The 23,263-nt window shown below is 64.0% G+C and carries 22 protein-coding genes; 8 read left to right on the forward strand and 14 right to left on the reverse strand.

The features are described from left to right. Entirely contained in the window at window positions 1–1,050 is a 1,050-nt protein-coding gene (locus FFS60_RS17660; RefSeq protein ID WP_137822687.1) for an agmatine/peptidylarginine deiminase, read from the reverse strand. A 134-nt stretch (window positions 1,051–1,184) separates the two neighbouring features. Between FFS60_RS17660 and FFS60_RS17665 the strand changes: the two genes are divergently transcribed. Continuing rightward, window positions 1,185–2,042 (forward strand): LysR substrate-binding domain-containing protein, encoded by an 858-nt coding sequence (locus FFS60_RS17665; RefSeq protein WP_137822688.1) that lies wholly within the window; start codon window positions 1,185–1,187, stop codon window positions 2,040–2,042. Window positions 2,043–2,207: 165 nt separating this feature from the next. Here the strand turns inward: FFS60_RS17665 and FFS60_RS28720 are convergent, their stop codons facing one another. Further along, the gene (locus FFS60_RS28720) at window positions 2,208–2,378 is read right to left on the reverse strand and encodes a hypothetical protein (RefSeq protein WP_169338775.1); all 171 of its coding nucleotides are present in this window, start codon (window positions 2,376–2,378) and stop codon (window positions 2,208–2,210) included. A gap of 307 nt (window positions 2,379–2,685) precedes the next feature. On the opposite strand from FFS60_RS28720, the gene FFS60_RS17675 reads away from it, so the two are divergent. From FFS60_RS17675 to FFS60_RS17685, 3 genes are all read left to right on the forward strand, one after another. Further along, the gene (locus FFS60_RS17675; protein ID WP_028629355.1) at window positions 2,686–2,895 is read left to right on the forward strand and encodes a cold-shock protein; all 210 of its coding nucleotides are present in this window, start codon (window positions 2,686–2,688) and stop codon (window positions 2,893–2,895) included. Between the two features lie 310 nt (window positions 2,896–3,205). Next, window positions 3,206–4,003 (forward strand): alpha/beta fold hydrolase, encoded by a 798-nt coding sequence (locus FFS60_RS17680; protein ID WP_137822689.1) that lies wholly within the window; start codon window positions 3,206–3,208, stop codon window positions 4,001–4,003. 55 nt (window positions 4,004–4,058) lie between these two features. After that, window positions 4,059–4,460 (forward strand): hypothetical protein, encoded by a 402-nt coding sequence (locus FFS60_RS17685; RefSeq protein ID WP_137822690.1) that lies wholly within the window; start codon window positions 4,059–4,061, stop codon window positions 4,458–4,460. Window positions 4,461–4,472: 12 nt separating this feature from the next. Here the strand turns inward: FFS60_RS17685 and FFS60_RS17690 are convergent, their stop codons facing one another. From FFS60_RS17690 to FFS60_RS17705, 4 genes are read right to left on the reverse strand one after another with little or no spacing between them, the layout of a single operon-like run. Beyond that, window positions 4,473–5,027: a membrane integrity-associated transporter subunit PqiC gene (locus FFS60_RS17690; RefSeq protein WP_028629352.1), complete on the reverse strand. Its 555-nt coding sequence runs from the start codon at window positions 5,025–5,027 to the stop codon at window positions 4,473–4,475. A 26-nt stretch (window positions 5,028–5,053) separates the two neighbouring features. Next, complete coding sequence (locus tag FFS60_RS17695; RefSeq protein WP_028629351.1) at window positions 5,054–6,694, reverse strand: intermembrane transport protein PqiB; 1,641 nt, start codon at window positions 6,692–6,694, stop codon at window positions 5,054–5,056. Then, entirely contained in the window at window positions 6,678–7,295 is a 618-nt protein-coding gene (locus FFS60_RS17700; protein WP_371926446.1) for a paraquat-inducible protein A, read from the reverse strand. Before FFS60_RS17700 ends, FFS60_RS17695 begins: the two co-directional genes overlap by 17 nt. Window positions 7,296–7,315: 20 nt before the next feature. After that, window positions 7,316–7,912 carry a paraquat-inducible protein A gene (locus tag FFS60_RS17705; RefSeq protein WP_137822691.1) on the reverse strand — a complete coding sequence of 199 codons (597 nt, stop codon included), beginning with the start codon at window positions 7,910–7,912 and terminating at the stop codon, window positions 7,316–7,318. A gap of 240 nt (window positions 7,913–8,152) precedes the next feature. On the opposite strand from FFS60_RS17705, the gene FFS60_RS17710 reads away from it, so the two are divergent. Beyond that, entirely contained in the window at window positions 8,153–9,913 is a 1,761-nt protein-coding gene (locus FFS60_RS17710; protein WP_137822692.1) for a SulP family inorganic anion transporter, read from the forward strand. Window positions 9,914–9,933: 20 nt separating this feature from the next. Here the strand turns inward: FFS60_RS17710 and FFS60_RS17715 are convergent, their stop codons facing one another. Continuing rightward, window positions 9,934–10,473 carry a cysteine hydrolase family protein gene (locus FFS60_RS17715; RefSeq protein WP_137822693.1) on the reverse strand — a complete coding sequence of 180 codons (540 nt, stop codon included), beginning with the start codon at window positions 10,471–10,473 and terminating at the stop codon, window positions 9,934–9,936. A gap of 232 nt (window positions 10,474–10,705) precedes the next feature. On the opposite strand from FFS60_RS17715, the gene FFS60_RS17720 reads away from it, so the two are divergent. Both FFS60_RS17720 and puuE read left to right on the forward strand, forming a co-directional pair. Further along, the gene (locus tag FFS60_RS17720) at window positions 10,706–11,572 is read left to right on the forward strand and encodes a GNAT family N-acetyltransferase (RefSeq protein ID WP_137822694.1); all 867 of its coding nucleotides are present in this window, start codon (window positions 10,706–10,708) and stop codon (window positions 11,570–11,572) included. Next, window positions 11,572–12,495 (forward strand): allantoinase PuuE, encoded by a 924-nt coding sequence (gene puuE / locus FFS60_RS17725; protein ID WP_137822695.1) that lies wholly within the window; start codon window positions 11,572–11,574, stop codon window positions 12,493–12,495. Before FFS60_RS17720 ends, puuE begins: the two co-directional genes overlap by 1 nt. Window positions 12,496–12,500: 5 nt before the next feature. On the opposite strand, the gene FFS60_RS17730 is transcribed toward puuE, so the two are convergent. The 7 genes from FFS60_RS17730 to FFS60_RS17760 all read right to left on the reverse strand — a co-directional run bounded on the left by FFS60_RS17730 (window position 12,501) and on the right by FFS60_RS17760 (window position 21,640). Continuing rightward, window positions 12,501–13,460, reverse strand: a complete 960-nt coding sequence (locus tag FFS60_RS17730; protein WP_028629345.1) for an HlyD family secretion protein — start codon at window positions 13,458–13,460, stop codon at window positions 12,501–12,503. A 3-nt stretch (window positions 13,461–13,463) separates the two neighbouring features. Then, entirely contained in the window at window positions 13,464–13,817 is a 354-nt protein-coding gene (locus FFS60_RS17735; protein ID WP_137822696.1) for a DUF3302 domain-containing protein, read from the reverse strand. Window positions 13,818–13,934: 117 nt separating this feature from the next. Then, window positions 13,935–16,484 carry an RND family transporter gene (locus tag FFS60_RS17740; RefSeq protein ID WP_137822697.1) on the reverse strand — a complete coding sequence of 850 codons (2,550 nt, stop codon included), beginning with the start codon at window positions 16,482–16,484 and terminating at the stop codon, window positions 13,935–13,937. Window positions 16,485–16,502: 18 nt separating this feature from the next. Continuing rightward, window positions 16,503–17,555, reverse strand: coding sequence for a YCF48-related protein (locus tag FFS60_RS17745; protein ID WP_137822698.1), 1,053 nt, complete (start codon window positions 17,553–17,555; stop codon window positions 16,503–16,505). A 66-nt stretch (window positions 17,556–17,621) separates the two neighbouring features. Then, a complete protein-coding gene (locus FFS60_RS17750; RefSeq protein ID WP_028629341.1) occupies window positions 17,622–18,980 on the reverse strand; it encodes a DUF1329 domain-containing protein in 1,359 nt (452 codons plus the stop codon). A gap of 40 nt (window positions 18,981–19,020) precedes the next feature. Continuing rightward, window positions 19,021–20,943 carry a DUF1302 domain-containing protein gene (locus FFS60_RS17755; protein ID WP_051246718.1) on the reverse strand — a complete coding sequence of 641 codons (1,923 nt, stop codon included), beginning with the start codon at window positions 20,941–20,943 and terminating at the stop codon, window positions 19,021–19,023. Window positions 20,944–21,076: 133 nt separating this feature from the next. Beyond that, window positions 21,077–21,640, reverse strand: a complete 564-nt coding sequence (locus FFS60_RS17760) for an alpha/beta hydrolase (protein WP_137822699.1) — start codon at window positions 21,638–21,640, stop codon at window positions 21,077–21,079. A 377-nt stretch (window positions 21,641–22,017) separates the two neighbouring features. On the opposite strand from FFS60_RS17760, the gene FFS60_RS17765 reads away from it, so the two are divergent. Next, the gene (locus tag FFS60_RS17765; RefSeq protein ID WP_137822706.1) at window positions 22,018–23,022 is read left to right on the forward strand and encodes an AraC family transcriptional regulator; all 1,005 of its coding nucleotides are present in this window, start codon (window positions 22,018–22,020) and stop codon (window positions 23,020–23,022) included. Window positions 23,023–23,263: the final 241 nt, after the last annotated feature.

Below are 23,263 nucleotides of genomic sequence, written 5' to 3' on the forward strand. Positions count from 1 at the left end.
TCACCCCTTCAGTGGCCAGGCCGGCTGTTGCTGGGTGATGCAGTGCACACCGCCGCCGCCGTGGGCCAAGTGATTGATCTGCACCGGCACCACTTCGCGCCCCGGGAAGGCCAGCCGCAGCGTCGCTGCCGCATTGTCATCGGCGGCGATGCCGTAGGCCGGCATGATGATCGCGCCATTGACGATGTAGAAATTGGTGTAGGACGCGCAGAACACCTCGGCGTCCTGATCCACCGCTTCGCTGGCCTCGAAGAGTTCGAGCATTTCAAAGCGACGCCCCAGCGCATCGGTGGAGAGCTCCAGGGCACGGCGGTTCTCGCGTACGACTTCGGCGTACACCGAAGACGCGTCACGCGTGGCATCCACCAGCAGCGCACCGGGCCGGGCAAAGGCGCACACGCCGTCGACGTGGCCGTCAGTCATGTCACCAGTGACGTAGTCGGGATCGCCCGGCAGCCAGATGGTCTTCTTCACACCCAGCAAGCGGGAGAAGATCTCCTCCATCTCGGCCTTGCTCATACCGGGGTTGCGGTTGCCGTTGAGCAACACCGATTCAGTGGTGATCAGCGTGCCCTGCCCGTCCACATGGATGGCGCCGCCCTCATTGACCAGCGCGGTATCGAAGCACTCCAGGCCGAGGCTGTTGAGGATGCGCCGTGCCAGGCTCTCGTCCAGATCAAAGGCGGACTTGCCGCCCCAGGCATTGAAACGCCAGTTCACACCGGCCGTGCCCAGGCGCGGATGGCAGACGAAGCTCGGACCGGAATCGCGGCACCAGCTGTCGTTGATCGCCAGTTCGACCAACTCGATGTTCGGCCCGCAGAGCTCACGCGCCCGTTCCAGCGCGGAGGGGTCGACCACCATCTTCACCGGCTCGAAGCGGGCAATCGCGTTGGCCACTCGAGCGAAATCAACCTGCACATCCGCCAGGGTTACGCCCCAGCCGTTTTCCCACAGTGCCTGGTTATGGGGAAAGGCCATCCAGGTGGCTGCATGGGGTACCCATTCGGCAGGCATGACCCAGTCGTTCTGCGAATCATTGAATTGCATACAAGCGCCTTCAGTTAAGTATTTGTTATCACTGAATAACCGCGATTGCGGTAATGGCTTGCATGCTAGACCTGTAAAAACGGCCAAACAAACGATAGATTTTGCAGATTATTGATTAGCCGAGCTTATCGATCATGCTGAAAAACTGGCCACCCCTGAATGCCCTGCGCGGCTTCGAAGCCGCCGCCCGGCTGGGCAGTTTCCACAAGGCAGCCGAAGAACTGCACCTCACCCAGTCGGCGATCAGCCAGCAGATTCGCAGTCTGGAGAGCTTCCTCGAACAGCCGCTGTTCTTTCGCAACGGACGCAGCGTGGCGCTGACCGACGCCGGCTTCGACCTGCTCAGCACCACCCAATCGCTGCTGCAGCAACTGGCCGTGGGCATCCGCCGCCTGGACCAGTACCGCAAGCCCAATCAACTGGTGGTCAACACCACGCCAGCCTTTGCCCGCCACTGGCTGGTGCCGCGCCTGGCGGATTTTCACCGGCGCCACCCGCAGGTCGACCTCTGGTTGCTGACCACTGACGAGACACCGGACATGGCCACCCAGACCATCGACATCGCCGTGCGCGACGACCTCAGCGCCCAGGCCGAATGCAGTTTTCGCGTGCTACTGGAAGATCGCCTCTACCCCGCCTGCCATCCCGCCCTGCTGGACATGGCAGCGGACTCGCGGACCACCCTGCATGGCGAGCGCGAGATGGACTGGAGCCACTGGCAGGTGCAGGGCGGCGTCGATGTCGGCCAGCAGAGCCAGGGGCTGAATTTTTCCGATCCCGGCCTGCTGCTGGATGCCGCCAGCCAGGGGTTGGGGATCGCCTTGGTCAGCCAGTTGCTGGGCAACCACGCGCGTGATCAGGGGCTGTTGGTGCCGCTTGCGGAACAGACGGTGCGAGGTCCGAACTGGAGCTGGCTGGTGCACCGCGACAGCGAGGGCGACCCGCTCACCGGCAGTTTCTGCGATTGGTTGGTTGAGGCACTGCGAGCGTAGTTGGCGACAACCTGGTGCGGGTCGCTGGTTTGCAGCAAATTGTTCCATTGGTCAAACAAGGTCGAGATTTCTTGCCCGCTGGTTGCCTTGCGACGCGACCGGTCGTTCAACCTATAAAAAAGCCCGCTTCAGCGGGCTTGGTCGTTGCGGGCAGCGTGCCCCGATTCACGCATCGGGCTTCTTCGTCTGCGCCTTGGTCCATTGCGTCTTCTTGCGGTCGGCGTTCCACCCGGTTGCTCCGGTGGGTATTTCCTTGATCTCGCCGCCCTTTGACAGGAATGCTTGCGTCTGCTCGTCCAGCTGCGATCTCGATCGGCTTGTCGGTGTATCGGACATCGGAGTCACCTTTGAGTGATGAGCCGTCATTGCGAGCGACTCACTTGGGACTATACAGGCATACCCATTGCCGCGCCGGGGCAATTGTCCGGCCCTCCAGCGCATTCCGGGAGTCGTCCCCAGTCAGAAAAAACTATTCAATGCCAACAAACCCTGTATTCTCACAGCACTGCCTGCCCAGTCTTGCGGCACCGTCTTGATGTTTTGTCCTTACGATTCTCCATCTCCTCGGCACCCTTCACTTCGCATTCAGTCACGGTCACGCTATTGCCGACCCCGTATTCCTGCACCTTGGAGATTCATCATCATGTCGACCCGCCAAAACGGAACCGTCAAGTGGTTCAACGCCGAAAAGGGCTTTGGCTTCATCAGCCCCGAATCCGGTCCGGACGTGTTCGTACACTTCCGTCAGATTGAAAGCTCTGGCTACAAGAGCCTGGACGAGGGGCAGCGCGTCTCCTTCCTCGTCACCGATGGCCCCAAAGGGCCTCAGGCCGAGCAGGTTCGCCCGCTGTAACGCCGTTTTAAGAAAAAGCCCCGCACATGTTGCGGGGCTTTTTCGTTTGAGCTTGGAAAACCACGTCGTTTGGGCGTGGCCATGAGTCATTGGCGCTGCCTGTGACGATCGAAATGCCTGATTTACAGGATGAAGTCGGATCTTCAGTAGCCCGGATGAAATCCGGGGAAAGTCCAATCGTCTCTCCCGGATTTCATCCGGGCTACGATCTGCCTGATGTACAGGATGAAGTCGGATTGTCTGTAGCCCGGCTGCCGGGCGCGCCATTTTCTGGCAGCCTGTGGGGCGTCCCCTTGCCCTGGAGTCAGCCGTGCCAAGCCCCAGCCACCATACTCAGGACCTCTGGATCAGCAGCCTCCACGGTAGGCTCTTCGTGCGCATCTGGAGCCCCGACCACCTCAGCCCATCCTTTGACGAAGCGCCCATCGTGCTATTCCACGACTCGCTCGGCTGCGTGGAGCTGTGGCGTGAATTTCCCGCCAAACTGGCGAGCATCACCGGCAGGACCGTAGTGGCATACGACCGGCTGGGCTTCGGCCGCTCGAGCGCGCACCCGGGGCAGCTCGCCTACGGCTTCGTTGGTGATGAAGCCGAGCGCGACTTCCCGCTGGTCAAGGACAGCCTCGGTATCCGCGAATTCATCGCCTTCGGCCACAGCGTCGGCGGCGGCATGGCCACTCACTGCGCAAACCGCCACCAGGAGCATTGCCTGGCCTTGATCACCGAGTCGGCGCAGGCCTTTGTCGAAGACCGCACACTGGCGGGCATCCGTGAAGCCAAACAGGGTTTTCAGCAGGATGACCAACTGGATCGTCTGCGCAAGTACCACGGCGACAAGGCCCGCTGGGTGCTGGAGGCCTGGACGGAGACCTGGCTGTCGCCTGCCTTCGCCGACTGGAACCTTGAAGCGGAGGTGGGGCGGCTGGACTGTCCTGTACTCGCTATCCACGGCGACCAGGACGAGTTCGGCTCCGAGTTGCATCCTCAGCAGATCGCGCGCCTGACCGACGGCCCGTCGCGGATGCTGCTCATCGAAGACTGCGGCCATGTCCCACATCGCGAAAAGCCGGAGACAGTGCTCCTGGCGGTGGCTGAACTGCTACGTTGAACCGGCCCTGGGCGCCGTTGGCGTCCGGACACTCGGCTGACTATGATCGGAAGCCATGACACCCACTCTCCCTACCCGCCAACCCTGCCCTCCCGGCGCCTGCAATTGCGGGCGTGAGGAGTTGCTGGAGGTGCCCGGTGCCGACGTCCGCATCCTGCTGCTGACCCGTCAGGAGGAAAAGCGCCTGCTGGAGCGGCTTGAGAACATCCGCAGCCTGGAAGACCTGGAGCATATGCAGCGGCGCATTTACGAACAGCTCGGCGTGCGCCTGCATATCGCCCCCGGCTACAACGAAGTGCGCAGCATGCGCGGCATCGATATCCGCATCGACGAACTGCCCGGTCTTTGCCGCAAGACCCGGCAGTCCATTCCGGCGGCCATCCGCCGCGGTCTTGAGCTGCATCCGGAAATCGCCTGGCGGCTTCTGGACTCCCACGACCTGTTGCGCGACGCCTGACGCCCTCGCCGGTCAGTTGACTGAAGCCGTCGGGCACACCGTCAGCTGCCCTCGGCTGGCCTGGCCGATGATTTCCGCGAGCTTTCGCAAGTTGACCTGATGCGCCGCTACCAGTTCGTCCACCGAGTTGCCAGCAGGGGTTTGCAATGTGGTCCGGCAGGCTGTGATGGCACCCGCCCCCGCCGGTTTCAGGCGCCATCTGGCATCCAGCAGCGAAAACTGACCGGGCACGGAATCGAAGCGCTGCACATCCACCCGCAGGGACGCCTGCGCCGAAGCCGCGGGTGTCGAGCCGAGCTGGTCGACCAGGGCATTCTGCAGCTCATCGGCCAGGCTGGCACCCCACCATTCGGTCTCCAGGATCGCCAGGCCGGTATCACCCTGGCGCACGACGATCTGCGAGCGATCGACCTGCGGCGGCACCGTCACCTGGTCGACGCGGATGTCCATGGCGACGCCGCTCGCCGATTGCTTGGGAACCAGCGTGTGATAGCGGATCGGTGCGCTGCTGCAAGCGCCCAGCATCACCAGCAGCCCGGTCAGAAGTACTTTGTGCAGTATCGTCATTCGACTCGACTCCTTGTTCGCGGCGCTCATGGCTGCAGGTTCTGTGCATCGGTGGCTGCCGGACGCCCGCGGATCAGCGATTCAGGGTGCCTGCCCAGATAGTCCGACAGGTCCCGCAGCGAGCGGGACATCCGCTCCAGCTGTTCGAGGGTATCGGTCATCTGTTCGCGTTGTGGGGAGTCCTCCGCCAATGCCGAATTGGCCGCTTGCACCGTCTTGCGAATCTCGTCCAGGGTGCCCTGGACGCCGGGCAGGGTCCGGGTGTTGAACTGCTTCAGGCTGCGGTTCAGTTCGCTCAGGTTGCCATCGAGGTTGTTGGCGATACGCTCCAGCGGCAGCGCATTGATCCGGTTGACCATCTGCTGAAGCTGCTCCTGAACTTTCTCGAGACTGCCAGGTACCGTGGGAATCATGTACGGCGTCTGGTTCGGATCGAAGGCAACCTTCTCCGCATCTGGATAGAAGTCCAGCGAGATGTACAGCTGGCCGGTGAGCAGGTTGCCACTGCGCGCCTGGGCACGCAGGCCGTGTTCGATAAAGCTGCCGAGCAACAGGCCGCTGGCCTTTTCATCGTCGGGAGAGTGTTTGAGGGCCTCCAGCATCTTGTTGTGGGCCGGGCCTATGCGTTGGGGGTAAATGATCGCATCGACGATCACCGGGAACGTCCGCTTCACGGGGTCGAAGTCCAGGTGAACGGCGGTGACCTTGCCAAAATTCACGCCCATGAACTCCACGGGCGCATCAACGGCCAGGCCACGCAGCGCCTGGTCGAATCGAAGGCGCAGGCGGCGTGCAATGCCATCGGGTGGCGCCAGGGCGGTTTCTTCATCGGCGAACAGCACGAAATCGGTTTTCTCCGCCGCCGGCTTGTCGTCGACGATATGTTCGGGGGTGCGAAACGCCAGTCCACCAATCAGTATTGAAGACAGTGACTCGGTGTTGACCTTCACGCCCTTGGAGTCCAGGGCGACATCAATGCCACTTGCGTTCCAGAAGCGTGTGTTGTCGGTGACGAACACGTCGTTGGGGGCCTCGATGAATATGCCGATGTCGACGCCTGTCCCCTTGGCGTCCAGCGCATAGGAAACCACCTCACCCACCGGTATCTTGCGGTAGTAGATCGGCGAGCCGATATCCAGCGAGCCCAGGTCTTCGGCGTGCAGGGTGAAGATCTTGCCCTTCTCGCCGTACGTGATTGCCGGGGGCGATTCGAGTCCGGTGAAGCGCTTTGCACGCTTTGTCGATTGCCCGCCATCGGCGCCAATGAAATTGCCTGACAGCAAGGTGTCGGTACCGGTGACGCCGCCGGCACCGATGCGCGGGCGCACCACCCAGAACACCGAGTCTTCGCTGGCGAACGACTCCGCCTCGCGGAACAGTTCCACGGTGGTGTTGACGCTCTTCTTGTCCGGGGCCAGCTCGACCGCGGTGACCTCGCCAATCACCACGTTGCGGTACTTCACCAACGTCTTGTGCGCGGCCAGGCCTTCACCGGTCTTGAAACTGATGGTGATGGTCGGGCCTTGCTCCATCCAACTGCGCACCACCAGCGACGCGCCCACCAGCAACGCGACAATGGGCACTATCCAGACCAGCGACACGTTCCAGCGCCGTGTCCGGATCTCCGCCTGCCCAGGCGCTGAACCGCCTTCAGTGTGTTGCTGCATGGGTTGCATCCCCCGTGGATGATTCGCCGTCCCAGATCAGGCGTGGATCGAAACTCATGGCCGAGAGCATGGTGAACACCACCACCACGCCGAAGAATAGGATGCCGGGGCGCGGTTCGATGGTGCCCAGCTCCTGCATCTGTACCAGCGCTGCGACCAGGGCCACGACCAGCACGTCGAGCATCGACCAGTAGCCGATCAACTCGACGAAGCGATAGAGCTGCGCGCGCTGGCGCCGCGCCCAGTCGCTGTGCCTCTGCGCAGTGACCAGCAACAGCAGCAAGGCCCCGAACTTGATGGCTGGCACACCGATGCTGGCAATGAAGATGATCAGTGCGATATCCCAGGCGCCGCTTTCCCAGAACTCGAGGACGCCGCCCACGATGGTGCTGTCGAGGCCACTGCCGAACATGCTGGTGTTCATCACTGGCAGCAGGTTGGCGGGTATGTAGAACACCAAGGCAGCCAGCAGGTAGGCCCAAGTGCGCGTGATGGAGTCGGTCTTGCGTGCATGCAAAGGCGCGCCGCAGCGGCTGCAGTGGTGCCGATGGCTGCCCATGTCGCAGGCCAGTCCGCAGCCGTGGCACAGGCACAGGTTCATCTCGCTTGCCAGCGGCGGGTTCACAGGCACTCCCAGAGGTCGCGAACGTCGCGGCCAGCGATGTAGATGATCAACACACTCAGTGCGGCGAGCGAGACCAGGCCGATTCCCGGAATCACATCCAGCATCCCGGCCAGCTTGATGACCGCCACCATGGCGCCCAGCAGGCAGACCTCCAGCATGCTCCAGGGTCGCAGTGCCTCCAGGCTGCGCATGCAGACGGAAAACCCCGGCGCACGCTGGGCCGCGACGGCGAAGCCGAACACCCAGATCAACAGGCCGACCTGCAGCACCGGGGCGAAGATGATCGCCAGCGCGGCGACCAGCGCGATGAAGGTGATGGGGCCGTTACTGAGGATCAGCACTGAGTCCCAGAGCGTCGCCGAATTGCTGAGCCCCTGCAGGCTGATGCTCATGACCGGGTAGACGTTGGCGAACACCAGCAGGATCGCCGCCGTGATACTCAGCGCCAGGCGCTGCTGCACCGAAAGCCCCCCGTGCCGCTGAATCAACCCGCCGCAACGCACGCACAAGGCGCGTTGGTGCTTGCTCAATGCGGCCTTCCGGTACACCGCATCGCAGTACTCGCAAATGATCAGTCCATTGCTATCGGCCATTTGGGCGCCCCCCGACGCAGACATGGAGACACCCCGCACGGCGGTTGTCCCCATCAGAGCCCGCCTAGAGCAGACCACTTAGCACAAAGCCTAGCCAATGAATGCGAAAAGCAAGGCTGAATCTGCCGCAAACAGCTTTCGATGCCGGCAAGTTGCCCGCGCCCTGCGTGGGCCCCGACTAAGCTTCACTCCACACGCACCAGTCACCTGATCCTTGCCGGTCCGGCGCAGGTACCGCCCATGAACGAACCACCCTCAATCAAGCCTGCCGACTCGGGGCAGACACCACGAGCGCCGGATCCGTCTGGATGGCAACGCTGGCTGCCGGGCTTGCAGACACTGCGCCATTACCAGGCGGGTTGGTTGCCAAAAGACCTGCTCGCCGGCCTCGTGCTGACGGCCATGCTGGTACCCGTCGGGATCGCCTATGCGGAAGCCTCGGGCGTTCCGGGCATCTACGGCCTGTATGCCACCATCGTTCCGCTGCTCGCCTACGCGCTGTTCGGCCCCAGCCGTATCATGGTGCTCGGCCCGGATTCGGCACTGGTCGCCATCATCCTGGCCGTTGTGCTGCCGGCTTCCGGTGGCGATCCGCTGCGCGCGATAACCCTCGCCAGCGCCATGGCCCTGGTGTCCGGGCTGGTCTGCATCGGCGCCGGCCTGTTGCGGCTGGGTTTCATAACCGAGCTGCTGTCCAAGCCCATTCGCTACGGCTACATGAACGGCATCGCCCTGACGGTGCTGATCAGCCAGGCGCCGAAGCTGTTCGGCATCTCTTTCGAAAGCGCCGGTCCCCTGCGCGATACCCTGCACCTGTTCCAGGCCCTGTTCGATGGCAAGGCCAACTGGCACGCCTTTGCCGTGGGCGCCGGCACCCTGGCCATCATTCTCCTGCTCAAACGATATCCGCGCGTGCCGGGCCTTCTCATCGCGGTAGTGGCCGCCACGCTGGTGGTGGGCCTGTTCGGCCTGGACGCGACCCATGCCGTCAAGGTGGTGGGATCACTGCCTGAGGGATTGCCGAGCTTCAGCCTACCCCTCATCGGCGCGGGCGACCTGGGCACTGTGCTCGTCGGCGGATTCGCCGTGGCCCTGGTTTCCTTCGCCGATACCAGCGTGCTGTCACGCACCTATGCGGCCAGGACACGCACACGGGTAGATCCGAACCAGGAAATGCTTGGCCTGGGTGTAGCTAACCTGGCGACGGGCTTTTTCCAGGGCATCCCCATCAGCAGCAGTTCTTCGCGCACTCCAGTCGCCGAGGCGGCCGGTGCGCAGTCCCAGCTGACCGGAGTCTTCGGCGCCCTGGGGGTGGCCTTGCTGCTGTTGCTGGCCCCCAATCTGTTGCAGCACCTGCCCAACAGTGCACTCGCAGCCGTGGTGATTGCTGCCGCCATTGGCCTGTTCGAATTCAAGGACCTGCGCCGCATCTACCGCATCCAGCAATGGGAATTCTGGCTATCCGTCACCTGTTTCGTTGGCGTCGCCGTACTGGGAGCGGTACCCGGCATCGGCCTTGCGGTGGTCATCGCGGTGATCGAGTTCCTGTGGGACGGCTGGCGCCCGCACTTCGCCGTGCTCGGCCGCGTCGACGGCATCCGCGGCTATCACGATGTTTCCCGTTACCCCCATGCCCGCCTCGTCCCCGGCCTGGTGCTGTTCCGCTGGGACGCACCGCTGTTCTTCGCCAACGCCGAACTGTTCCACAACTGTGTGCTGGAAGCCGTTGCGAACAGTCCGACGCCAGTGCGCAGAGTCGTGGTGGCGGCGGAGCCGGTCACCAGCGTGGATGTCACCTCAGCCGACATCCTCATCGAGCTGGAGCAGGCGCTGCGGGCGTCAGGCGTAGAACTGCGGTTCGCAGAAATGAAGGACCCGGTGAAAGACAAGCTCCGGCGGCTGGAAGTGCTGTCACGGATCGGCAGCGACATCTTCCAGCCGACGGTGGGCGCCGCCGTGGACGACTACCTTGAAGAGCACGGGGTGGACTGGACGCCCTAGCCGTGCCCGGGGCGAGATCGTCAGCCCTCGATACACACCGCCTCGGCGGGCACCACCAGCGCCTGCACGCCGAAACTCGACATGCTGCCGAGCACCGCGTTGTGATGGGCGATGATCTGCGGCGCGCTGATGGCAGCGTTGTCCAGGGTGGAGTGGGCATCCGCCGGTAATACCACCTGGTAGCCCAGGGCCAGGGCCCGGCGTACGGTGGTGTCCACGCAGTAGTCGGTCTGCAGGCCACAGATGATCAGGCGCTGGATGTCACGCTGCTGGAGCGTTTCCTGCAACTCGGTCTTGTGGAAGGAGTCGGGGGTGGTCTTGCGGATGCGAATGTCGCTGTCCGCAACGGCCAGGTCCTCCGCCAGTTGCCAGCCCTCGCTGCCGAACTGGAAATAGTCGCCGGGCTCTTCGTGCTGGATCACCACCACCGGGACGCCCGCGGCTCGTGCCTTGGCGCTGAGGAGGTTGATGGTGTCGATCACGCGATCGATCTCGAAGGCGGCGTATTCACCGACGCTGATGGCGCGCTGGACGTCGATGATCAGTAGAGCGGTGTTCATGGAGAGTCGTCCCTGGGAAGAAAAATGGAGCTTAGAGCGGCAGACAAATCGACGCCAGTTAGCTGCGGGAAGGATTTCAATGGGGTCTTGAGCTGCATCCGCAGATCGCCTGGCAGCTGTTCGATGCCCACGACCTGTTGCGCGACGCCCGACGCCCGCCGGGCGGTCTGGCCGCCCTCCCCGGTTGGCGCTATACCGAAAGCGTTCGCTTCACGCCGAGGAGTAGCGCCCGATGTCCATCCCGCTGGTGATCCGCAACATGCTCCGCCCCGAGCTGGACGAGCTGGTCGGCTGGGCCGCGCGCGAGGGCTGGAACCCTGGCCTGCACGACGCCGAGCTGTTCTGGGCAACCGATCCTGAAGCCTACATAGCGGCTGACCTGGACGACGAACTGATTGGCGGCGGCGCCATCACGTCCTACGGCGGCGAATTTGGCTTCATGGGCTTTTTCATCATCCGTCCGGAGTTTCGCGGACATGGCCTCGGCGACCGCCTCTGGCATGCCCGCCGTGACCGCCTCCTGGCCCGGCTGCATCCGGGCGCCGCCATCGGGATGGACGGTGTGTTCGCCATGCAGGACTACTACGCCAAGGGCGGCTTCGTCTTCTCCCACCGCAATCTGCGTTTCCAGGCGGAAATCACCGAGCCACCGCAATGGACCCCGGATGAAGAGGTCGTCCCCCTCGCCGAGTTCGCCCTGAACGAGGTGCTCGCTTACGACCGCAGCTGTTTCCCGGCACCGCGCCCTGGTTTCCTCCAGGGCTGGACCACCCAGCCCGATGCCCTCGCCCTGGGCTGCCGACGCAATGGCCGCCTCGCCGGTTTCGCGGTCGTCAGGCGCTGTCAGAACGGCTGCAAGATTGGCCCCTTGTTCGCCGATGACACCCACGCGGCCGAAGCCCTTTACACGCAACTGGCAGGCTTCGCCGCGGGTGGAGCACTGTTCCTCGATGCCCCGGAGAACAATCCCGCGGCCATGGCACTGGTGTATGGCCAGGGCATGACCGAAGTCTTTGGCTGCGCGCGGATGTACCTCGGCCCTGCGCCTGTTGTCGCCCAGGAGCGCATCTTCGGCATCACCACCTTCGAGCTCGGCTGATGGTCGAGCGCGACCTGCTCGGCTATGGCGGCAAGCCGCCCCGCCCCCGCTGGCCCGGAGGTGCACGGCTGGCGGTGCAGTTCGTGCTGAACGTCGAGGAAGGCGCCGAATCCTGCGTACTCAATGGCGATGCCCAGTCGGAAGCCTACCTCCACGAACTGCCGGGCCGGCCCCCGCGCGCCGGCGAGCGCGACCTCAGCGTCGAAGGCCTCTACGAATACGGTTCCCGCGCCGGCGTCTGGCGCATTCTCGACCTGTTCAACGAACGTGGCCTGCCGTTGACCGCCTTCGCCGTCGGCCGCGCCCTGGAGCTGGTGCCGCAAGTCGGCCACGCCCTGCGCGCCGGTGGCCATGAGGTGGCCGGACATGGCTACCGCTGGCTCGACTACCGCGACATTCCCGAAGACGAGGAGCGGCGCCACATCCAGCTGACCATCGAACTCATCGAGCGCATCTGCGGCCGCCGTCCGCTGGGCTGGTACACCGGCCGGGTCAGCGCCAATACCCGCCGGTTGCTGCGCGAGGAAGGTGGCTTTCTCTACAGCTCGGACGCCTACAACGACGACCTGCCCTATTGGCTGCCCGGCTCGCCGCCTCACCTGGTGATCCCTTACACCCTGGTCAACAACGACGCCCGCTACCTGATGCCCCACGGTTTCGCCTCGGGACAGGACTTCTTCCAGCTCCTGAAGGACGCCTTCGACTGGCTCTGGCAGGAAGGCGCGCGGCAGCCAACGCTGATGAGCATCGGCCTGCATGGCCGGATCAGCGGCCACCCGGCCCGTGCCATGGCCCTGGCGCGCTTTCTTGACCATGTGCAGGGACATGACGGGGTCTGGGTGTGTCGGCGGGAAGACATCGCCCGGCACTGGATGGCCGAGCATCCATACGAGGCGGGCCGCCCCGGGGGCAGCCCGCCTTAGCGCCGTCAGTGGAACGGGAAGATGTAGTTCATCCAGGCCGCCATGCGCAGGAGAATCTTGCGCATGATCGCCACATGGTGGAAATGCTGGCTGTACAGCGCCGCCTGGCCATAGGCCCCGCCTGGCATCTGCGCGGCGTACTGGGCGTAGGCCGGATCGGTGATTTCGATGAACACCGGCACCCGCCCCGGAGGGGGTGAGCCCGTAAAACTGATCAGGGTGCCGGACGGTTGCACCTGGCCTTCGCCAATCACCCCGATCACCTGCTTCACCTTGCCCGAAAACACCTTGCCAGGGATGCCGTCGAAGGCGACTTCCGCCTCGTCGCCAACGCTCAGGCGCAGCTGGCTGTTCTGGCGCATCCAGGCGATGAAGTAGAAGCCTTCGTCAGGGATGAAGACCATGGACGGGCGCAACGGCAGCTTCACTGCACGCACGCCCGGACGCAGGGACACATGGGTGACGAACCCCTTGCTCGGCGCCCGTATCACCGTGTTGTCGAGATCGAACTGGGCAATGTTCAGCTGCGCCTGCAGGTCGTCCACCCGCGCGGTGGTGAGGTCCACATCGCGGCGATTGCCGACATTGCGTGCGGCCAGCTCACGGGCGCGGGACTGATCGGCACGGGCCGATACCAGTTGGGCCTTGATCGACTTCAGCTTGTTCTCGAAGGGCGTCGGGTCGATACGGAACAACACATCACCCTTCTCCAGTGGCTGGTTGGTCGTAACCGGCACCTCGATCACCTGGCCGGACACCTCCGGCACGATGGGTACCGAGACGAAATAGGTACGCGCCACCTCCGAATAGGGGTGGTTGTAGTTCATCAGGAAGATCAGCGCGCCGATCAGCACGATGCCGCCCAGCACCGCGGTGGGTACGGTCCACTTGTTCAGCGGGATCTTGAATATCTTGAAGATGGCGATGCAGATCGAGGCGTAGGTGAGTACCAGCAACAGGTCCATGGCTCAGAGCTCCTTCTGCTCGCCCTGCGGGGCCGGTTCGCGTCCTTCGAGTTGCTCGATGCGCTGGCGCAGCTCCGCCAATTGGCGCGCGAGCTCAGTTTCCGCGCCAGAGCCGGGCACGCCAGCGCTGAACCCCCATCCCCGGTCCTCGCGGTACAACATGGCCCAGATCCACAGGAAGGGCCAAAGGGCGTGCAGGGTGAACAGGCTGACCCAGCCAGCGGCGTGGATGGCGTCCTGGTGTGGATGGTTGCGGTGCACCGCAATCTCGTAGGGAATATCGTGGAGAACGATGATTCCGTAGAACAGCACGATCCCCACGAAGATAAGAACGCCCAGAGCGAAGTAGTCGAGCATGATGTCCTTTCCTGAGTGCGACCATCACAACGGGAGCAGTCGCATCGACAAATCCGGAAACGGCATCGCCACCGGCCGCAATGCAGCCGGTGGCGATCCCCCGTGTTCCAGATTAGTTCAACTTCTCTCGCTTGCCGGCTGCCGTGGTGAAGACTCCATGCGGGTGCTCTCCACCGCTTCGGCGGCAGGCGTCGCCTTGGGCACGCTGGCCGGACTGACCGGCTGCTCCGCCTCGCCGCGCTCACGGAGGAGGAAGTACGACAGCGCCGGGATCAGGATCAGCGCGCCGATCATGTTCCAGAGGAACATGAAGGTGAGCAGGATGCCCATGTCGGCCTGGAACTTGATGGGCGACCAGGCCCAGCAGACCACGCCGGCAGCCAGGGTGATACCGACTAACGCCACCACCCGACCCGTGAAGGACACCGCCTGTTTGTAGGCAGCCGACAGTGGCATGCCCTGGCGCTGGTACTGCAGTTGCACGCTGAGCAGGTACAACGCGTAGTCCACGCCGATACCGACGCCGAGGGCGATGACCGGCAGCGTGGCAACCTTCACCCCGATGCCCATCACCACCATCAACGCCTCACAGAGCACCGAGGTAAGTACCAGCGGCAGCAGCGCCACCAGGGTCGCGCGCCAACTGCGGAAGGTAACCAGGCAGAACAGCGTCACCGCCAGGTAGACGTAGAGCAGCATGGTGCGGTTGGCGTCGCGCACCACGATGTTGGTGGCCGCTTCGATTCCTGCGCTGCCCGCTGCCAGCAGGAACTGGCGATCCTCGCTGCTGTTCTCGGCGGCGAAGCGCTCGGCGATGGCGACCACTTCATCCAAGGTCTGCGCCTTGTGGTCCTTGAGGAAGGCGATCACCGGCATCAGCGAGCAATCGGTGTTGAACAGCTCGGGCGTGTTCACCGACGCCTGCTGGGCGGCGTAGTTCAGCACATCCTGGTTGCGCTGCAGGCTGAGGAACTTCGGGTTGCCCTCGTAGGTACCGGCAGTGATCTGGCGCACCGCGTTAGCCAGCGACGAGGTGGCCTGCACGTTCGGGTGCTGCTGCAGCGCCCAGGCCAGGCGGTCGGCCTGGATCAGGGTCTGGTAGTTCAGGCAGCCCTCGGCAGGCGTTTTCACCATCACCGCGAACAGGTCGCTGGACAGCGCGTAGTGGCTGGTGATGTAGGCGTTGTCGCGGTTGTAGCGTGAATCCGGCCGCAGTTCGGGCGCACCGGCATCCAGGTCGCCGATCTGCAGGTTCAAGCTGACCATGAAACCCGCTACGCCCAGGACAGCAGCCACGCCGACCGTGGTCAGGGCCCAACGCTTCTCGGTGAAGCGGTCAAGGAAGTCCCAGACACGGCCGAAGCCCTTATGCGCGGCGGCATTGGTATCGATGCGCAGGGCGCGCTCGGCGGCTTTCTTGCCCACACCGACGTAGGACAGCGCCACGGGCATCATCAGCAGTGTGGTGAGGATCAGCACCGCCACGCCGATACTGGCGGTGATAGCCAGATCCTGGATCACCGGGATGTCGATCAGCATCAGCACGGCGAAGCCCACCGCATCGGCCAGCAAAGCTGTCACCCCGGCGAGGAACAGGCGGCGGAAGGTATAGCGCGCGGCCACCAGGCGATGGGTGCCCAGGGCGATGTCCTGCATGATGCCGTTCATCTTCTGGGCCGCGTGGGACACGCCGATGGCGAAGATCAGGAAGGGCACCAGGATCGAGTACGGGTCCAGGGCATAACCCAGCCAGGCGACGATACCCAGTTGCCAGACCACGGCCAGCAGCGAGCAGACGATCACCAGCAGGCTGCTGCGCAGGCAGCGGGTGTAGGCCAGGATGATGAAGAAGGCAGTGCCAACGGCCAGGCCGAAGAAGGCCATGACCCGCAGCAGCCCATCGATCAGGTCGCCCACCAGCTTGGCGAAGCCGATCACCCGGATCTTGATTGCGCCCTGCCCTTCCTCGCCCGAGGCTTGCGCCTGGGTGTCGCCGGCGTATTCGAAGCGCAGGCGGAACTTGTCTTCCAGGGTGCGCGAGAACTGGTGGTAGTCCACGCCCTTGCCGCCGGCGGTGGCCTGGTCCAGCAGTGGCACCACCAGCATGGTGGATTTGAAGTCATTGGCGACCAGGCTGCCGACGATGCCGGCGCGGGCTATGTTCTGCCGCAACTGTTCGATGCTGGCGGGGGAACCGTCATAGCCATCGGGCATCACCGGTCCGCCCTGGAAGCCCTCTTCGGTCACTTCGGTCCAGCGTACGCCGGGTGCCCAGAGTGACTTCATCCAGGCGCGGTCCACGCCCTCGGTCAGGAAGAGTTCATCGTGTACTTGCTTGAGTGCGTCGAGATAGGCCGGGTCGAAGATGTCGCCCTGGGTGTTTTCCACGACCACGCGCACGCTGTTGCCCAGACCCCGCAAGGCCTTGCGGTTGTCCAGGAAGTTCTGGATGTAGGGGTGTCCCTGGGGAATCATTTTCTCGAAGCTGGGCCGCAGTTCGAGGCGCGTGAGGGCCATGTAGCCCAGCAGCAGCGTGACCAGCAGGATGCCGACCACGAACGGAACGCGATGGTTGAACACCATGCGCTCCAGCAGGTTGCCACTTCGTGTGTCGAAGTCCTTGATGTCCCGGATCACCGGCATTGCGTCTTGTTTCATGCCACCCATGGTGGGTTCGCCTCGCTCTTATTCTTGTTTGCCAGAGGCCAGGGGCCGTTGGCTGAAACCGCGCGCGCCCACCAGCAGCAGGCCGCTATCGGCTGATGCCAGGGCACCGTAGACGGGCACCGGCTGGCCGATGTCCAGGGGCTGGAAACTGCTCCCGTCGTCACGGCTGGCCAGCACCTGACCGGTCTGTCCGAACAGATAGATGCTGCCGCCGGCATCACGGGCCGACGCGGTGATGCTGCTGTTCAGCCCGGTTTTCACCGGACTCCAGCTGGCGCCGTTGTCATGGCTGCGATAAGCGTGGCCGCGCAGGCCGTAGGCCAGCACCAGGCCCGGCTGGACGGCAATGCCGAAGAAGCTGCCCTGGTAGGGTGATGCCAGCGCCTGGAAGCGCTCCTCACCGTCGTCCAGGCGCAACAGCAGCCCTTGCTCGCCGCCAATGAAAATGTGCTCACCGTCACCCGCAATCGCGTTGAGGTGGTAGGCAGACGGATTGTCGGTGCGGTCCGCCCAAGGCTCCCAGCTCTGGCCGCCGTCGCGGGTGCGGAAGATCAGGTTGAAGGCACCGACGACGAAACCATTGCGCTCGTCGCTGAACCAGAGGTCGAGAAAGGGCTTGTCGGCGCCTTCCGCCTCGATCCGCTTGCCCTCTTCCACCCATTGCCCGGCATCGGGACGGGCGCTGTAGTAGTCCTGCATCAGGCGGCCCAGTTGGCGGCCATCGAGCTGCTTCTGCCAGCTGGCGCCACTGTCACGGCTGTGCAGGACGACGCCGTCGTGCCCCACTGCCCAGCCTTCGCTGGCCGTGGGGAACTGGACGGCATTGAGATCGGAACTGACCGGGACGCTGGCCTGGGTCCAGCTTTTGCCCTGGTCGTCGGAGTACAGGATATGGCCACGCTGCCCCACGGCTACCAGCCGCGTACCCGCCTGCGCCAGATCGAGCAGGGGGCTGCGTACCGCCAGCTCGCTGCGCTGCGCAGGAAGGTCGAGCACATCCACCAGCGGCGCGGCGCCACAGCTGCCGGCCGCCAGGGCCAGGCCCAGGGCGACGAACTTGAAAGAAAACATCGGGACGTCCTCTAGAAAAAACATGTTGCCGCTCCCCCACACAAAGGGAGCGGCAACCAACCTGGCTCAGCGAATGCCGGCGCCGGCCAGGGACTCGGCTGCCCACTGAGCCTTGGTCAGCGGGTCGATGTAACGAATGCCGCCGTACGGGCCGACGATGCCGTTGATGTTGTAGGAGTTACCCACCAGGTCGTAGATCACGAACGGGGTGGTATCCGGCACTTGCTTGTCATAGCTCTGGCTGAGGAAGGCGAAGGAGCCACGGTAGATCTGCCCGCGGGCGTCGTACTGGTCGGACGCCAGGGCCACCCAGCTGTCCTCATCCAGGTAGAAGCGGCGCTTGGCGTAGATGTGACGGGCGCCATCCTTGAGCGTGCCTTCCACGACCCACACGCGGTGCTTCTCCCAACGCACATGATCTGGCGCCAGGTGGCTGGGGGTGGTCAGGGATTTCGGGTCCTGGGCGTAGGTCAGCTCGTAGGTGTTGTAGGGCACGATCATTTCCTGCTTGCCCACCAGCTTCCAGTCGTAGCGGTCCAGCGCACCGTTGAAGACGAATACGTCGTCATAGGTGCCGGCACCGGCAGTACCCGGGTTCGGCGTGTCATAGGCCAGGCTCGGCGCCAGCTTCACGCGGCGCTGACCGGGCAGGTACTGCCAGGCGCGACGCGGCTGCTCGACGGCGTTGGCGGCGTCCTTGAGCATGATCGCTTCACCGGCACGGCGCGCCGGGCCCGAGTAGTACAGCTTCATCTGGTAGTACACGTCGGTGTTGGCGATCGGCTTGGACAGGTCTTCGTAGATCGGGTAGTTGATGAACGCCTGCCCGGTGGTAGCCAGGGTGGCCACGCCCGCGGAGTCGACGTTCCAGGAGTCGTACTTGGAGTTGATGGTCACGCCCTGGTAGCGCAGCAAGTGGTTCCACATGGCTTCGGCGCCCGACTGCGGGATCGGGAAAGGTACGCCCGGCAGCACGTTATCCAGAGCCAGGCCGCCATTGGCGGTCTTGGCGCCCGTGGCGTTCTTCACTGCGTTGTCCAGTACAGGCTTGGGCATGGCCACGGTGCGGTGGGTCGGGAAGACATCCACACGGAAGCTCGGATAACGCTTGGCCAACTCCACGGTCGTGGCACTGAGCACGTCTTTGTACTGATCGACGTTCTTGCCATCGATCACCAGCACGGGCTGCTCGCTGGCGAAGGGGTCCGGACGCATGCTGTCACCGGGCTTGAAGCCGGCCGGCGCAGTGGTAAGGCCGCCCTCATAGGCGGGGATCGAACCGTCGGCGTTGGCGGCCTTTTCGGCCCCCACGAGGGTCAGGCTGGTGCCCAGTTTGGCAGCTTCTTCAGGCGACACGGCAGCTTGTACGTAACCTGCGAAGGCCACCGCAAGGGAAGCCGCCATCAGAGTTTTCACGAATTTCATCTCGTTGTTCTCCTGCTCGGGTTGCGAGCAATGCGGATTGTCAGAAGGTGGTCTTTAAGGTCAGGTACACCGCGCCACGGTCTTCCGTGGTAGCCCCGCCGCCGGAGAAGGAGGAATAGCCCCCGGCGTAGCAGGTGTAGCGCTGCGTGGCATCCAATGCGTTAGGTGTCGAGCCGTCTGTGGCTCCGTTGGTGCATTTCTCGGCATCGCCGAAAGAGTCCACGTACTTCAGGTCAACGAAGTACTGGTTGTAGATCGCCGCGCCGACACCGACCGAGTAGGTCCCGGTGTCTTCGGCGCCGCCACCCTGGACCGGGGACACGCCATCCAGGCCGACGTTGACGGACATCGGCGCGGAGAGGTCGACGCCCGGGAACACCTGGTACCAGGTGGGCGTGAAGTTCACCGCCAGGCCCCAGTTGTCGCGGGTCGGTTTGTCGATGCCGCGGTAGCTGTCCTCGCCCTTGTAGAGCGCTTCGTTCTGGCTATCGAGCTTCAGCAGGTTGCTGTAGTAGAGCTCGCCCAGCAGGGTCGCCGCGTCGAACAGCGGGGTATCGCCGATGGCCATCAGGCCGTTGACCGTCCAGTGCAGGGTGTCGCCGGTGGCGCTCATGCTGTCGCCACTGCTCGGCAGGTCGGTGACTACACCGGTGCCCGGAACACGCGCCGGCAGCAGGCCGAGGCCGGCGGCCAGGCCGCCAGGGCCGGACGCACTGACGATGGCCGGGATGCTTGCCAGCGGCATGTTGTGACGGATGTTCAGGTCACTGGACACACTGATGCCGGCGATGTCCTTGGACAGACTCAGACCGAAGATGTCGATGTCGTCGCCATAGGCGAACTTGTAGTTGGTGGTGCGGATGGAGTTCTGCACGTTGGCGATGGGGCCGCCCGCACCGCGCGCTGTCAGCCCGGTGCCATCGAGCACGGCTTGCGGGAGGATTTCCGAGGTGTTGCGGTAGTAGGCGCCGAGTGTGCCGTCCAGCCACTCCGGCGACCACTTGAGCATCAGGCCCCAGTCACCGTGCTTGTCCGGCGTGATGTCGTGGCCGCGGCGAATGGTGGTCAGGTTGCCGTTCGCCCCCGCCAGGCCCGGACCGCCGGTGTGACCGAGCAGGAACGACTGGGCGCCGAACCCTACCAGGTCGGAGCTGCCGTAATAGGTGCCGGCCTCGGGCAGGCGAGCGGCATCCCAGTCGAGGAAATACTGGGCGGCCACGGTCAGTTCCGGGTTGATGGTGAAGGACGTGGACACCTGGTTACGCGGTACGAACAGCTCCTTGGCCTCGGTGCCCGGCGCCGCGGAGAGCTTGGCCAGGTCCAGACCGGACTGGCCGTAGCTGATGCCATGCACCGGGTTGAGGATGGTCTCGCCCCAGTAGACGTTGTGCTGGCCGGCCTTGATGCTGAACATCGACTCGTCGCCCACTTCGGTGCTGTAGAACACGAAGGCGTCGAGGATCTCGCCGGACGGGCCGCTGTAGTAACGCTGGGCGTAGTTGGAAAGGTGCGGGCTGCCGAACGCCGGGTTGCTGGTGCTCGGCTGGCCGACGATGCTGGAAAACGCGTCGTTGCCGTTGACGAAGGGGTTGGAGTTGGACCCGGTGTTGTCGTAGGCCTTGTCGTACCAGCTCGCGGCGCTGACGCGGAAGCCCTTGTTGCCCTGGTGGATCACGTCCAGCTCGGTCAACAGGTCGACACGGTTGGTGATGTTGGTGCCCGAGCGACGGAAGTTGAAGTCGCCGTCGTTGTTGTTCGGCGTAGCCAGCATGCGCTTGTCCGCGCTCTCGGTGCGCACGCCGTAGTTGTACTTCACGGTGTTGTCGAAGCGTATCGACCAGTCCGGGTTACCGGTGTCGACTTCGAAGGCCTGCACCATGGCCGGTGCGCCCATCCCGGCAGCAATGGCCGAGGCGAGCAGGCACTTGCGCAAGTTGAGGTTGTGATTGTTCTTGTACTTCATGCGTTGGCTCCGCTTCTTGTTGTATTCGCTACCGCAACCTTTCCGTGCTCCCTGCTTCGTTGACGCGCAGTCGGTTGCATCGCCGCGCGCTGTATTCGCCGGTCTCCCCGGCCGAAATCGATCTGGTTGTGCTTCAGCGGTCCAGCAGCTGGATCAGCTCATGGGCAAACGGCCATTCGCCGTAACCCGATGCCGGGTTGAGGTGTCCGACCTTGCCCAGCTCGACCAGACCGCTGTCCCAGTCATTGGCCAGGCTGCGAACCGCGTCCAGGCTGGCCAGGTGATCGTCGTCACTGGCGCAGACCAGGCTGGGGAACGGCAGTGGCTGTCGCGGCAGTGGCGTCCAACCGTTGGCCTGCAGGGATTCGGGGCTCGGGTAGTTCTCCGGCCAGGTGGCATCCAGGTCCGGCGGGGTGGCCAGCAGCGCCCCCTTGATCGGTCGGCTGTAACGGGCCGCCCAGTGCGCCACCATGAGCACACCGGCGCTGTGGGCCACCAGGATTACCGGTCCGTCGATCTGCTCCAGCTCGCGCTGGATGGCCTCTACTCGGGCCGGCAGGCTCAGCTTGTCCTGCTCCAGTGGCGGTACGCTGCGCACCTTGGGCAGTTGCTCGGCCAGCAGGGTTTGCCAGTGCTCCGGCACATGCTCCCGAAGGCCCGGGACGATGAGGATGGTTGCGTTGTTGTTGTCGATCACGGCACTACCCTTTTGCGTTCGATGGGATCGCCATCGCGGCGGAAGGAACTTCGTGATGCAAACAGTAGAGACGCAGGGGGGTGACCGCTTTTCATAGAACGTCAGGCGCTTCGCATTTCATGACAGGGTCATTCCACCCCGCCCCGCTTCCTTCCCAGCGGCTGTGCCCGCCGTCCGTGGCGCGCGCCAATTTCCAGGGTTTGGCTTTACTTGCATCAGCCATAAACGAAGAAAAGAACCGGCGTTGTCATCAAAGACAAATTCGAAGACCATCCAATGCGACGCACTCACTTCGCTTTGAACGACAATAACGACCGGAGCCTGGAGCACCAGCGCCTCACCGGCACAACAGCAGCGTGGCGATCGACATGACCCCAATGGTTCGCGCAGCGGCCCTGACCAACTACATCGAAGTGGCCCAGCACCTCGGCCTGAACCCGCAGCAGATGCTGCGCCAGGTCGGCCTCAGCCAGGCGTTGGTGGAAAACCCCGAGCAACGTATTCCCACGTCCGCCGCGGCCACACTGCTGGAAGACTCCGCCCGCGCCAGTGGCTGTCCCACCTTCGGCCTGCGCATGGCCGAATCCCGCCAGTTATCCGATTTCGGCGTTATCAGTCTGCTGCTGTCGCACCAGCCAACCCTGCGCGATGCCCTGGAAACCATCGTGCAGTACCGCCACCTGCTCAACGAATCCCTGGCGCTGTTCGTGGACGAAGTCGGCAAGACCGTGGTCCTGCGGGAGGAAATCATCACGGACCCGCCGGTGCCCATTCGCCAGGGCATGGAGCTGGCTATCGGCGTCCTGTTCCGCATGTGCAGCGCCCTGCTCGGCTCGGGCTGGCGCCCGCTTTCGGTGAACTTCAGCCACGACGCACCGCCGGACCTGCAACTGCATCGGCGCGTCTTCGGCTGCAAGGTGGAGTTCGGCAGCGAGTTCAACGGCATCGTGTGCCAGGCCTCGGACCTGGACAAAGCCAACCCCCTGGCCGACCCGGCCATGGCCCGGCACGCCCTCCGCCTCGTAGAGACCCTACCCGGCGCCGCCAAGCAGTCGACGCTGAACGATGTGCGCAAAGCCATCTACCTGCTCCTGCCGATGGGGCGCGCCACCATCGAACAGATCGCCCAGTCCATGGGGTTGAACGTGCGAACCCTGCAGCGCCGGCTCGAAGACAGCCAAGTGACCTTCTCCGACCTGATCAACGAAGTGCGGCGCGACCTGGTCCTGCGCTACATGGAAAACCCGCGCTACTCCCTCGGCCGTATCGCCGACCTGCTGGGCTACTCGGTGCCCAGCTCCTTCACCCGCTGGTTCACCACCCAGTTCGGCAGCTCGCCGGCGGCGTGGCGGCGGGAGCACCAGGTGAAGGCAGAAGAGTGAGGACCGCCGCCAGCGTCGGGCGGCAAAGGACAGCGACGTAGGATGGGTAGAAGTACGAAACCCATCAATCCGGCGATGGGTTTCGCTGCGCTCTACCCATCCTACGAACGGGTTCACTACCCAGTTCGGCAGCTCGCCGGCAGCGTGGCGGCGCCGCCAGCGTCGGGTGGCAAAGGACAGCGACGTAGGATGGGTAGAGGTACGAAACCCATCAATCCGGCGATGGGTTTCGCTGCGCTCT

The sequence above is a fragment of the Pseudomonas sp. D(2018) genome, assembly GCF_005502555.1.
In the GTDB taxonomy this organism is placed as follows: Bacteria; Pseudomonadota; Gammaproteobacteria; order Pseudomonadales; family Pseudomonadaceae; genus Metapseudomonas; species Metapseudomonas resinovorans.